Origin of the sequence: Streptomyces sp. AgN23 (assembly GCF_001598115.1) — a bacterium.
Lineage (GTDB): Bacteria > Actinomycetota > Actinomycetes > Streptomycetales > Streptomycetaceae > Streptomyces > Streptomyces antimycoticus.
Genome location: NZ_CP007153.1, coordinates 177,246 through 191,357, shown reverse-complemented (window position 1 = coordinate 191,357; position 14,112 = coordinate 177,246). Strand labels below are relative to the sequence as shown.

Below are 14,112 nucleotides of genomic sequence, written 5' to 3'. Positions count from 1 at the left end.
GGCGGTCGTCGGCATACCACCGACAGGATGAATGGGGACGCTCACTTCTATGCCCGACAACCGTGCTGACCTGCCGCTCACCGACGCACAGCTGGGGGTATGGCTCGCCGAACGCGGAGGATTCGGCGAGCCGGGCGCGTACCAGTGGGCGGAGTACCTCGAGCTGGACGGCCCGGTCGCAGTCGACCTGCTGGCGAGGGCGGTCGCCAGGACGGCCGCCGACTGCGAGGCGGTGAACGTCCGGATCACCGCGGCTGGTTCGGAGGCCCCCGTGCAGCGGCTGGTCACCGACGCCGGGCACGTCGTCGAAACGGTCGACCTGCGCACGGCGCCCGACCCCGATGCCGCGGCGCTGACGTGGATGCGGGCGGCCATGGCCGGGGCGGGAGGCTGCGACGCGGGGCCGCTGTTCCTCGGCGCGGTGCTGCGCGTGAGCGACGACCGCACTCTGCTGTTCCACCGAGTCCATCACATCGCCCTCGACGGCGCGGGCATGGCCCTGTTCGCCGAACGGGTCGCCGAGGTCTACGGCCACCTGTCCGAGGGCAGCCAGGTGCCGCCAAGCGGCTGGAGCGGGCTTCGGACGCTGGTCGACGCCGAGAAGGAATACCGCGGTTCCGCCGAGCACGACGCGGACGGCGACCGGTGGAGAAAGCGGTTGGCGGGCCGGTCGCACTTCCCGACCCTCGGAGCGGGGCCGGCGGCGGTGTCGGACCGGTCACTGCGCACCAGCAGGGGCGTGCCGGCGGCGGAGTTCACCGAGCTGAGGGACGGCGCGCGGCGGCTAGGACACCGCTGGACGCGGCTGTTCACCGCGGCCACCGCGATCCTGTCGCACGCGATGACCGGTGACCGGGACGTCGTGCTGAGCCTGCCGGTCGCCGGCCGGCCCGCCGACCTCGTGCGCCGCGTCCCGGCGATGACGGCCAACGTCCTGCCGCTGCGGCTCCACGTCGACCCGGCCGCGTCCGTCGGCCGCCTGCTCGACGAGGTGGCCGAGGAACTGCGGGCGGTACGCCGGCACCAGCGCTACCGGGGCGAGCGCCTGCGGCGGGAGATGGACTGCCCCGACGACGGCCGCAGGTTCTTCGGACCGGTCCTCAACATCCAGCGGTTCGACCGGCCGCTGCGCTTCGGTTCGCTCACCGCGACCGTCCGCAACCTCCAGGCGCCGCCGTCCGAGGACCTCTCCTTCTTCGCGCACGACCGCGGTGACGGTCACCTGCGCCTCGACTTCGACGCCAACCCCGCCAACCACGACGAGGACCTCCTGCGAGGGGTCGCCGGCCGCCTCCCGCACGTGCTGAGGCAGCTGGCGCGGGCCGAACGCGACACGCCCCTGGCGCGTGTGGAAACCACCACCACGGGGGAGCGCCGCCGGCTCGCCGCCCTGGGCACGGGCGCGCCCACCCCGGCCGCACCCGCCGACACCGCCGTCGACCGGTTCGCGGAGCGGGTACGCCGTGCCCCGGACGCCTTCGCGGTGCGCTGCGCCGGAACGGGTGAGCGGCTGACCTACCGCGAACTGGACCGGCGTACCGCCGTGTTGGCCGGTGCGCTGGCCGCCGCCGGCGCGGGACCGGAGCACACGGTCGCCCTGCTTCTGGAGCGTTCGGTGGATCTGGTCGTCGCCGCTGTGGCCGTGGTGCGGGCGGGCGCGGCGTACCTGCCCCTGCACCGGGACGACGCCTCGCCCCGGCAGCAGACCATCCTGTCCGACGCGGGCACGCGGCTGCTGGTCACTGACCGGCACACCCGGGACGACGCCGTCGTGAGGTACGCCCGCGACCGCGGTCTGCGCCTGCTGGACGTGCGAGCCGGCTCCGACGCGGCCGCCGGTGACGCGCCGCCCGGGGCCGGGGTGTCACCGGACTCCCTCGCCTGCGTGATGTTCACCTCCGGTTCCACCGGCCGGCCCAAAGGGGTCGGCATCAGCCAGGGCGCCCTGGCCTCGCTCGCCGCCGACCGCTGGTGGTCCGAGGGCGGTGCGGAAAAGGTCCTGCTGCACTCGCCGCACGCCTTCGACGCGTTCAACCTGGAGCTGTGGGTGCCGCTCCTGACCGGCGGGGAGGTGGTCGTCGCCGCGCCGGGACACCTCGGCCCGGCCGAACTGGCCCGGACCGTGGCGGAGACCGGGGTGACCGGGCTGTGGCTGACCGCCGGGCTCTTTCACGCCATCGCCGCCGAGGACCCGGCCTGCCTGGCCGGTCTCCGCCAGGTGTGGACCGGAGGAGACGCGGTGTCCCCGGACGCCGTCCGCGCGGTGCGCCGGGCGCTGCCGCACCTCACCGTCGTCAACGGCTACGGGCCCACCGAGACCACCGTCTTCGCCACCCGGTACGCGGTCCGGCGACTGCCCGCGGACGCCGTGTCCGTTCCCGTCGGCGGCCCGCTGGACGGCAAGCGGGTGCTGCTTCTCGACGACGCGTTGCGGCCCGTGCCGCCGGGGGTCGTGGGGGAGGTGTACCTCGGGGGAGCGGGGGTGGCGCGCGGCTACGTCGGGCGCGCGGGCGCGACCGCGGAGCGCTTCGTCCCCGACCCGTCGGGTCCGCCGGGGGCGCGCGTCTACCGCACGGGTGACCTGGCCCGGTGGAGCGCGGACGGCCGGCTGGAGTTCGCCGGCCGTGCCGACGGACAGGTCAAGCTGCGCGGCCACCGGATCGAGACGGGCGAGATCGACGCCGCCCTGTGCGCCGACCCGCGGGTCCGGCAGGCGGTGACCGTCGCCCAGGACCTCCCCGGAGGGCGGCGGCTCATCTCCTACGTGAGGCCGTCCGGCGGCGGGGCGGACGGCCTCGACACGGCGGCGCTGCTCGACCGGGCGCGGGACCGGCTGCCCGCCTATATGCTGCCGGCCACGGTGGTGGCCGTGGACCGGCTGCCCCTGACCCGCAACGGCAAGCTGGACCGGGCCGCGCTGCCCGCGCCCGCGGCCGCCGCCCGCGGCGCCGGACGGGCCGCCGCCCCGCGCACGCCCGCCCAGAAGCTGCTCGCCGGGCTGGTCAGCGAGCTGCTCGGCGTACCGGACGTCCCCCTCGACCAGGACTTCTTCCGGCTCGGCGGGGACAGCATCCAGGCGATCCAACTCGCGGCGGCGGCACAGCGCGCCGGTCTGGCGATCACCACCCCGGACGTCTTCCGCACCCCCACCGTCGCCGGACTCGCCGGCGCCCTCGCGGACGACAAGCCCAAGCCCCCCGCGCACCGGATCGCGCTGGACGACGCGGACGACTCCGCGGTGCCGCTGACGCCCGTCATGTACTGGCTGCGCGAACGCGGCGGCACACTCCACGGGTTCGTCCAGTCCCTGACCGTGCGCACCCCGGTGGGCATCACCGAGGAGCAGGTCCGCGCGGTGGTGCAGGCGCTCGTCGATCACCACCCCATGCTGCGGCTCTCCCTGACCGTCACGGGCCCGATCTGGTCGCTGGAGGTGCTGCCCGCGGTGCCGGTCGAGCTGAACCGGCCGGGCCCGCCGACCGACCCGGAGCGCGGCCGGATGGCGCACGCGCGCTGGTCCGCCCCCGGGCCCGGGGCGGCGGGCGAGCTGACCCTCACCGTGCACCACCTCGGGGTCGACGGCGTCTCCTGGCGCATCCTCCGGGACGACCTCGCCACCGCCTGGGACGCGGTGCGCCGCGGCCGGACCCCGACGCTGCAACCGACCGGGACGTCCTTCGCGCGGTGGGCCAAGGCGCTGGTGGGGTACGCGCATCACCCGGCCGTGCTGCACGCGTTCCCCCACCAGCGGCCGCGGCCCGTGGAACCACCGGTCGCCGCGCGCCCCCTGGATCCCGCATCGGACACCGAGGACACCCGGCGCCGCCACACCGCCACCCTGCCCGGAGCCCTCACCGCGCGCCTGCTGAGCGACGCGACCGCGGCCTACGACTGCTCGGTGCAGGACCTGCTGCTCACCGCGTTCGCCCTGGCCGCCGCCGACTGGCGGGGTGGCCCGGACACCGTCGCCGTGGACCTGGAGGGCCACGGACGTGAGGAGTTCGCGGACAACCTCGACCTGTCCCGTACCGTCGGCTGGTTCACCACCTTGCATCCCGTGGTTCTCGACCCCGGCTGTTCCTGGGCGGCGGCGCGGGCCGATCCGATCGCCCTGGACGGCGCGGTCGCCCAGGTGCGCTCCCGCACCCGTGACTCCGGCCGCGCGGGACTGACCCACGGTCTGCTGCGCTATCTCAACCCGCAGAGCGCTCCCGCCCTCGCCGCCCGCCCCACGCCGCAGTTCGCCTTCAACTACCTGGGCCGCTTCGGCGTCGGCGGCGAAGGCCCCTGGTCGGTGTCGGCCGACATGACCGCCGTCCCGACCCTGGCGGACGACGGCCTGACCACCGGCCCCGGGCCGGCCATGAGCCACACCGTCGAGCTGGACACGGTGATCACCGACCGCCCGGACGGCCCCGAACTGGTCGCCCACTGGTCCTGGCCCGGCGGCCTGCTCGACACGGCGCGCGTCGCCGACCTGGCCGAGCGGTGGTTCGAGGTCCTGGGCGCGCTGGCCGACCGGGCCCGGTCCCGCGCCACCGGTGAACTGCCGCTGCCGCCGCTGGCCCAGGGCCTGCTCTTCCACTCGCTCTACGACCACGACGGGACGGACCCCTACCTCGTCCAGTTCGTCTTCGACCTCGAGGGCACACTGGACGCCGACGCGTTGCGGGACGCGCTGCACCGCCTGCTGCTCCGCCACCCCCAGCTCTCCGCCGGTGTCCGGTCCGGCGCGTCGGGCAGGCCCGTCCAGATGGTGGTACCGGATTCCGCCGTGGAATGGCACGACGGGCCCGCGCCGGAGGACCTGGAGGACTTCCTCGCCGCCGACCGCCGGCGCCGCTTCGACCTCGCCGACCCCCCACTGATGCGCGCCGCGCTGCTGCGCGGATCCGCCGACCGGCACACCTTCGTCCTGACCACCCACCACCTCCTGGTCGACGGCTGGTCCATGCCGATCCTCGTCCACGAACTGTTCTCGCTCTACGCCGGCCGCCCACTGCCACCCGCCCCGCCGTACCGCGACTTCCTCGACTGGCTGGCCACCAGGGACGCCCGCACGGACGAAACGGCCTGGCGCGCGCTGCTGGCGTCCGTGGACGGCCCGACCCTGGTCGCCGGCCCCGGCCGGCGCGGCGCCACCGGGGCGCGGGGCCGCGCGACCGCCGAGCTGGACCCCGAGTCCACCGCCCGCGTCGAGGCCCTGGCGCGGGAAGGCGGCCTGACGACCAGCACCGTGGTGCGACTGGCCTGGGCGGTCCTGCTCGGCGCCCTGACCGGACGGGACGACGTGGTGTTCGGCGCCACGGTCTCCGGCCGGCCGGCCGAACTGCCCGGCGCGGCGCGGATCGTCGGCCTGCTGATCAACACCGTGCCGGTCCGCGTCCACCTCGACCCCCACCGGACGGTCGCCGACTGCCTGGCAGACCTGCGGGCCCAGCACCTGTCCATGCTCGACCACCAGCACGCCGACCTGACGACCCTGCAAACGGTCACCGGCCACGCCGAACTCTTCGACACCGTCGTCGTCTTCGAGAACTATCCGGACCACGGCGAGGAACTGTCCACCCTGGTACCCGGTCTGAAGCTGCGGGAGGTCCAGGGCCGCGACGGTACCCACTACCCGCTGACCCTAATCGCCGTGCCCGGCGACCGGCTGCGGCTCCGACTCGACCACGACACCGACCTCTTCGACGGCGACACGGCCGCCCGGCTGCTCGACCGCCTGTGCGCCGTCCTCGCCCGGATGGCCGAGGACCCGGCGGCACCGCTGGGGCGCGTCGGCCTGCTGCTGCCCGACGAGCGCGCCGACCCCGAAACCCCCGCCCCCGGCCGGGACACCGGGCCGGCCACCCTGACCGCCCTGTTCGCCGCGCAGGTGCGCCACCGGCCCGCGGCCCCGGCCCTCACCCACGGCGGCACGACCCTGTCCTACGCGGAACTCGACGCGCGCGCCAACCGCCTCGCCCACCTCCTGATCGAGCGCGGTGCGGGACCGGAGCGCCTGGTCGGCCTGGTGCTGGAGCGTTCGGCGGACCTCGTCGTCGCGATCCTGGCGGTGCTGAAGTCGGGCGCGGGCTATCTGCCCCTGGATCCGGCCCACCCCGAGGAGCGCATCCGCGGAGTGCTCGCGGAGGCCGGCCCCGTGCTCGTCGTGACAGGCGTCCCGCTGCCGGTCCCGCATCCGCAGATCCTCCTCGACGGCCCCGACGCGGCCGCCACCCACCCGGCGCACCCACCCTCCGTGCCCGTGGACCCCGAGGCGGTCGCCTACGTCATCTACACCTCCGGTTCCACCGGCCGGCCCAAGGGCGTCCTGGTCAGCCACCGCAATGTCGTACGGCTGCTGGCCGTGACCGACGAGCGGTTCCGGTTCGGCGCCGACGTCCACGCCCTGTTCCACTCCTACGCCTTCGACGTCTCCGTCTGGGAGATGTGGACGGCTCTCGGCCGCGGCGGCCGGCTGGTGGTGGTGCCGGACGACGTGGCCCGCTCGCCCGGGGACCTCCTGGCGCTGCTGCGCCGGGAGCGGGTCACCGTCTTGAACCAGACCCCCTCGGCCTTCTACCAGTTCCTGCGGGCCGAGGCGGAGGCCGGTGCGGAGGCCCTGCCCGACCTGCGGATGATCGTATGCGCCGGGGAGGCGCTGGAACCGTCCCGCGTCCGCTCCTGGCATGGTCCGGGCCGGCCCGTGCTGGTCAACATGTACGGGATCACCGAGACCACCGTCCACGCGACGTACACCGAACTGACCGACCCCGACGAGACCGCGAGCGTCATCGGCACCGCGCTGCCCGACCTGCGCCTGCGGCTGCTGGACCACGCGCTGCGACCGGTGCCGCCGGGCTGCCCCGGGGAGATCCACGTGTCCGGCCCCGGTGTGACCCGCGGCTATCTGGACCGGCCGGCGCTCACCGCGAGCCGGTTCGTGCCCGACCCGTTCGGCGCGCCCGGCACCCGGATGTACCGCTCCGGGGACCTCGCACGGCAGCGGCCGGACGGCACGATGGAGTACCTCGGACGGATCGACCAGCAGGTGAAGATCCGCGGTTACCGGATCGAGCCCGGCGAGATCGAGCGCGTCCTCGAACAGCGCCCGGACGTGGACCGGGCCGTGGTGATCGCCGAGACCGGCACCGACGGCGGCCGCCTGCTGTGCTACGCCGTCCCGGCCAGCCGACCGGCCGGGGCGCTGTGGGCCGCCGAACTGCGTGCCCACGCCCGCACGGTGCTGCCCGCGCACATGGTGCCCGCCTTCGTCGTCCCCGTCGACGAGATCCCGCTGACCGGGAACGGCAAGCTGGACCGCGCCGCCCTGCCGCGCCCGCAGACCGCGCTGCCGGTGAGCCGCGGGCCGCGGAACCCGCGTGAACGGCTGCTGTGCGACCTGTTCGCCGAGACCCTGGGGCTGGACGGGGTCGGCGCCGAGGACAACTTCTTCGACCTCGGCGGGCACTCCCTGCTCGCCACCCGGCTGATCAACCGGCTGCGCGCGGAGACCGGCCGCGAGCTGAGCATCCGCACCCTGTTCGACGCCCCGGTCGTCGCCGACCTGGCACGCCACCTCCCGCAGGGCGCCGCCGTGGCGTCCGCCCGGGCGTCCGCCGCCCCGCGACCGGAGCGCGTACCGCTCTCGCCCGCGCAGCGGCGGCTGTGGTTCTTCGACCGGTTCGCCGGTCCCACCTCCGTGTACAACATGTCCTTCGCCGTCCGGTTCACCGGGCCGCTGCGGGTGGAAGCCCTGCGGGCGGCCCTCGGCGACCTGCTGGACCGGCACGAGAGCCTGCGCACCACCGTGGTGGACCACCACGGCGAGCCGTACCAGCGGATCCGCGACGCCGACGGCCCGCCGTTTCGGACGGTGGCCACCTCGGAGGCGGAACTGCCCGGACTGCTCGCCGCCGCGTCCGCGCACGTGTTCGACCTGGAGACCGAACTCCCGGTCCGCGCCGTGCTCCACGAGACGGCCCCCGAGCGCCACGTACTCCTGCTCCTGCTGCACCACATCGCCGCCGACGGCTGGTCGCTCGGTCCGCTGGCCCGTGACCTGTCCATCGCCTACCGGGCCCGCGCCGCGGGCCACGCCCCGCGGTGGACGAGTACACCCGTGAGTTACGCGGACCACACCCTCCGCCTGCTCGACCGTGACCCGGACACCGGCGTCGACCACTGGACGCGGATCCTGCACGGCGCCCCGGAAGTGCTGCGGCTGCCGCTGGACCACCCGCGCCCGCCGGTCTCCGCACACCGCGGGGAGACCGTCCCCTTCACCCTTGACGCCGCGCTGCACGCCGGCCTGAACCGGCTCGCCGCGACCACCCGGACCAGCCTGTTCATGGTGGTGCACACCGCGGTCGCCGCACTGCTGCACCGGCTCGGGGCGGGCGATGACATCCCCATCGGCACACCCGTCGCAGGACGGCATGATGCCGCGCTGCACGACACCGTGGGCTGCTTCGTCAACACCGTGGTGCTGCGCACCGACGTGAGCGGCGCGCCGACGTTCGCCGAACTCCTCCAGCGGGTACGCGCCACCGACCTCGACGCCTTCGCGCACCAGGAGGTCCCCTTCGAGCGGGTGGTCGAGGCCGTCAACCCGCCGCGCTCCCTCGCCGCCCACCCCCTCTTCCAGGTGATGCTGGCCTTCCAGGACACCCCGGCGGCCGAGTTCGACCTGCCGGGCCTGCGGACGGAACCGGTCGCCGTGCACGGCGGCGCCTCCCGGATGGACCTGCTGTGGAGCATGCGGCAGACCGCCACGGACCGCGGCGGTGAGGCCGGGATCGAGGGGCTGCTGGAATACGACACCGAACTGTTCACCCCCGCGTCCGCGCGCCTGATCCTCGCCCGCCTGGAGAGGCTGCTCCGCGCGGCCCTGGCCGATCCCCAGCTCCCCGTCGCCGACCTGCCCGTGCTCGTCGAAGGCGAACACGAACGGCTGATCCGGCAGGGGAGCGGCACCGGCCGTGAGACCCCCGACACCACCGTGGCGGCGCTCGCCGCGGCCCAGGCGCACCGCACCCCCGAGGCACCCGCCGTCCTGTACGGCGACACCGTGCTCAGCCACCGGGACCTCTCCCGGCGGACGGAACACCTCGCCGGGGAACTCCGCACGCACGGCGCGGGCCCCGGCGCCCTGGTCGCCGTGGTACTGCGCCGAGGCCCCGACCTGCCCGCCACCCTCCTCGCCGTCCAGGCGACCGGCGCCGCCTACCTGCCCGTCGACCCCACCCTGCCGGCCGAGCGCGTCACGGCGCTCCTGGCCGACGCCCGGCCCCTCCTCGTGGTGCGCGACGCCGCCGGACCCGCCACCGGACCCGTTGTCACCACCGGGGCGGCCGACCCGCTGCCGGTGCCGCCGGACACCGCGTACGTCACCTATACCTCGGGCTCCACCGGCCGGCCCAAGGGCGTCGTCGTGCCACAGGCCGCGCTGGTGAACCTGCTGCTCGCCCTGCGCGAGCGGCTCGCGGCCGGCCCCGACGACCGGATGCTGGCCTGCGCACCCGTCGGCTTCGACATGTGCAAACCCGAGCTGTACCTGCCGCTGATCACCGGCGGCGCCATGGTCCTCGCCGACCAGGACGCGCTGCGCGACCCCGAACGCCTGGGCGCGCTGCTCGACCGGCACCGCGTCACCGTGATGCAGGCGACCCCCTCGCTCTGGCGGACGCTCCTTCCCCGACGACCACGGCAACTGCGCCAGGTACGCGCCGTCGTCGGCGGCGAGGCGGTCCCCGCGGAACTCGCCGGGGAACTGGCCGCCGCCACCGCGTCGCTGCTCGCCTGCTACGGCCCGACCGAGACCACCGTCTGGTCCACCGCCCACCCGGCCGGCGCGCGGACCGACGGCACCATGCCGCTCGGCCGGCCGCTGCGCAACACCCGCGCCTACGTCCTCGACGACCGGCTGCGCCCCGTCCCCCCGGGCACGACAGGCGAGCTGTACCTGGCCGGCGCGGGCCTGGCGACCGGCTACCTCGGCCGCCCCGCACTGACGGCCGCCCGCTTCCTGCCGGACCCCTTCGGACCGGCCGGCCATCGGATGTACCGCACCGGCGACCTCGCGTCGTGGAGCCGCGACGGGGTGCTCCGCTTCCACGGCCGGACCGACGACCAGGTGAAGATCCGCGGGCACCGGGTCGAACTCGGCGAGGTCGAAGCCGTGCTCGGCGGGCACCCGGAGGTCACGGCCGCCGCGGTGGCCGTGCACGACCGCGGCGCCGACGACCGCCGGCTCGTCGGCTACGTCACCCCCCATGACGCGGATCTGGACGCCGTCGGGGCGCACCTGACCCGGCACCTTCCGGATTCCATGGTGCCCGCCCGGCTGCTCGCCCTGGACCGGCTGCCCCTCGGCGTCAACGGAAAGCTGCTGCGCGACCGGCTGCCCGAGCCCGACTGGGCGGCCGCCACCGGCGCCGAGCCGCCGCGCGACCTCCGTGAGGACCTGATGTGCCGCCAGTTCGCCGAGGTCCTCGGCGTACCGAGGGTCGGCCCCGAGGACAACTTCTTCGAACTGGGCGGCCACTCGCTGCTGGCCGCCCGGCTGACCGAGCGGGTACACGCCGTCCTCGGCCTCGCCCCCACCCTCCGGAACGTCTTCGAGGCCCCCACCCCGGCCGCCCTGAGCCGATTGATCGAGGGGCCGCCGACCGCCTCCACCCCCGCCCACCTCGTACCCTTCCGGGCCACCGGAGCGGCCGCTCCGGTGTTCTGCGTCCACCCGCTGACCGGCATGAGCTGGAGTTACGCCGGTCTGCTGCGGCACGTCGGCCGCCGCCACCCGGTCCACGGCATCCAGGCCGAGGGCGCCGGGGGAGTGGCGGACCTGCCCGGCACGGTCGAGGAGATGGCCGAGCGCTACCTGCGGCTGCTGCGCACGGTCCGCCCGTCCGGCCCGTACCACCTGGTCGGCTGGTCCTTCGGCGGACTGGTGGCCCACGCCATGGCCGTCCGGCTGCGGGAACTCGGCGAGCCGGAAGGAACGCTGTTCCTGGTCGACGCCGTCGCCGCCACCGGGGCCGGGCCCGCCGAGCCCATCGACGAGGGCCACGTGCACCGGATGCTGCTGACGGCCGCCGGGTGCGACGGCGGCTCCCTCACCCCGCAGACCCTCGACTTCGCCACCGTATCGGCACTGCTGCGCCGCGAGGGCAGCCTCTTCGCCCGCCTCACCGAGGACGACATCGCCCGCGTCGTCGCCGTCTCCCGGCACAACGACGCCCTGCTGCGCGCCTACCGCCCCCCGCGCTACGCGGGCGCCACCACCTACATCGAGGCCGCCGGCGAGCCGGGGCGCACGGTGCCCGCGCACGAGCTGTGGCGGCCGTACGCCGGCGGCGAGCTGACCGTCGGACACGTCGACGCACCGCACCACCACATGATGCGGCCCCAGCATGTGAACGCCGTCGGCGTCCAGCTCACCGAAGCCCTCGGGAGGACCCGTTGACCGCCACCGAGGACGCGACGTACGAGGCGGACAGCGCCGCACTCGACGAACTGCCCGCAGGAGCACGGGTGGTGATCAGGCTGCCGGGCGGCCGCCGCCTCGCGGACACCCTGCTCGGCTGCTTCGACCGGGAGCTCGTCGCCGTCCCGCTGCACCCGCGGGCCGGGGACGCGGACCTCGCTGCCGGCGCCGCCCGGGTCGCCGCCGCGGCCGTCGTGGACGTCCACGGGGTCCGCCGCACCTCACTGCCCGATACTCACCCGGCACCCGAAGCCCTCGCGCTCATCATGTTCACTTCCGGCTCCACCGGTGCGCCCAAAGGGGTCGTGCTCAGCCGCCGTGCGGTTCTCGGCAACGCACGCCGCACAGCGGTCCTGCACGGCCTCACCCCGGACCGCCCGCACGGCACCTGCCTGCCGCTGCACCACTGCAACGCCCTGGTCATGTCACTGCTGGGCACTCACCTCACCGGCACGCCGCTCACGCTGCACCCCGCCTTCGACCCGGCCGGCTACTTCGCCGCGCTGGACGCCTCCGGCGCCAGGACGGCCTCCATCGTCCCGGCCCTCCTCACTGATCTGATCGAGGCCGCTCCCCCCTGGCCCGACGGGCTGGAATACCTGATCACCGCCGCGGCCCCGCTCACCGCCGACCTGGCCCGCCGCTTCCACTCCCGCTACGGCCCCAGACTGCGCCAGGGCTACGGCCTGACGGAGGCGGTCAACTTCAGCTTCACCATGCCGCTGCTCGACGACGCCGACTTCCGCACCCACTACCTGGAACGCACACCCCCGGTGGGCGTCCCCCTGCCCGGTACCGAACTCCACCTGGAATCCGGCGAGGTCTGGATCAGAACACCCGACCTGATGACCGGCTACTGGCAGGACCCGCGCGCCACCGCCGCCACCCTCACCGACGACGGCTGGCTGCGCACCGGCGACTTGGGCGAACTCCGGGACGGGCTCCTCGTCCTGCGCGGCCGTGCGGGCGAGCGCATCAACCGGGGCGGGGAGAAGCACCACCCCCTCGACATCGAGCACCGCTGGCGCGGCGCGGGCCTCACCGGCCGGTTCGCGGCGGTCGCGGTGGAGGAGCCCGCGCTCGGCGACGACATCGCCCTCGTCGCGACGGAACAGCCGGTGGCCGAGGTCCGCGCCCTGTACGAGCGATCGCCGCTGCGGCCCGCGGCCATCCAGTTCGGCGGGTACCGGGCGACCGTCACCGGAAAACCGCGGCGCCGGGCGATGAGCCGGCCGCTGGCCGCCCGCCGCCTGGCGCCCGCACGCTACGACCGGCTGCTGCGCCACGCCGCGGCCACCGCACGCCGCCTCCTGGACTCCGGGACCGACGACCCGGCCCTGCGCTCCCTCGCCGAACACACCGCTGCCCGGCACACCGGGACCGGGGACGATACCGTCCTGGCCGCCTACGACTTCCTGCGCGAGCACTGGCACGCCCCCGACGACGCGGGACTCGCCCGCGCCAAGGCGTGGTGGCGCGGGCAACTGTTCACCGCGTGGCCGCTCTCGGTGCACGGGGAACTGGCCGCGGAGCTGGCCGCCCGGCACGGTGCCGAGGAGGGGCCGGTGCCGTGGGGCGTCGAGACCCGCCTCGACGGCGGCGCACTGGTCCTCCTCCCGCACGGGCCGGCGCCGGGGCCACTGGGCCCGCTGCTGTCCTTCCTCGGCGTCCCCGGCGGCGGGGGGACGGACCGCTGGGAGTGGCTGTCCCGGCAGCGGAACGGCGGAACGGCCCTGACCGGCTGCTCGGTGCTCCGCGCCGGGCGACACGACGCGGGCGGTGTGCTCTGGGCGCGCCACCCCGGTTCCGGTCCGAACGAGCACATGGGAGCCACAGGATGACGCAGCCCACCGAGACCACCGGCCGGATGAAGCGGTCGCCCGACCACGAGGACGAGGTCCTCGACGTCCGGGGCCACCGGGACCCCGACCGCAACCGGCTCACCCCGGTGGTGCAACTGCCCCCCAAGACCGCTCTGACCGTCATCGACGCTCTGGCCGGCCTGGTCCGGGCCGCGCACCGGCAGGAGGGGGAGCGTCCCGCACCGCCCGGTGAGCCGAAGCGGGCGCAGGTCTTCGAGGAGGGCGACGTCTTCATGCTGGAGCCGCCCTTCCCGGGCTTCTTCGCCGACCGCTACCTCATGGACTTCTACGACACCGCCGCGCGAGACATCTGTTCGCGCATGCACCTGCACACCGGGCTGCGGTTCGTGCGGATGATGACCGGCCCGGACACCACCATCCGCGTCTCCAGCCTGTCGCCGATCACCATCCGCCCTGCGACGGGACCCTTCGCACCGCTGGCGTCCTTCGCCGACGACCTGCCCGGCACGCCCGACGGGGCGCGCCGCGAACGGCACAACGTGATCGTGCCACCCAACTCCTGGGTGGACATGCAGATACCCCGCGGAGTCTCGCACCAGTTCAACGCGGTGGGTCCGCACGCGGTCATCGACTCGGTGCACCCGGAGGAGTCCATCGAGACCCTGCGGGAGGGGATGTCGGGCTACCGGATGATGGCGCAGACCATCTTCCTCGCCAAGGACAGGAGCCCCGCCGCCACCTGCGCCGACACCGGCACACCGGAGACGAACCCGCCACGCTGAGCCATACAGGCCGCCCCACGGCCGCCGGACCGGC

At 75.0% G+C, this 14,112-nt stretch carries 3 protein-coding genes; all 3 read left to right on the top strand.

Going from position 1 to position 14,112, the window contains the following annotated elements; translation table 11 throughout:
- Positions 1-49 precede the first annotated feature (49 nt).
- From AS97_RS00885 to AS97_RS00875, 3 genes are read left to right on the top strand one after another with little or no spacing between them, the layout of a single operon-like run.
- Positions 50-11,452 carry a non-ribosomal peptide synthetase gene (locus AS97_RS00885; RefSeq protein WP_210564153.1) on the top strand — a complete coding sequence of 3,801 codons (11,403 nt, stop codon included), beginning with the start codon at positions 50-52 and terminating at the stop codon, positions 11,450-11,452.
- Positions 11,449-13,314: a class I adenylate-forming enzyme family protein gene (locus AS97_RS00880; RefSeq protein WP_210564152.1), complete on the top strand. Its 1,866-nt coding sequence runs from the start codon at positions 11,449-11,451 to the stop codon at positions 13,312-13,314. Before AS97_RS00885 ends, AS97_RS00880 begins: the two co-directional genes overlap by 4 nt.
- On the top strand, positions 13,311-14,078 hold the full coding sequence (locus tag AS97_RS00875) for a hypothetical protein (protein WP_247204185.1): 768 nt from the start codon (positions 13,311-13,313) through the stop codon (positions 14,076-14,078). The genes AS97_RS00880 and AS97_RS00875 overlap by 4 nt, the downstream gene beginning before the upstream one ends.
- Positions 14,079-14,112: the final 34 nt, after the last annotated feature.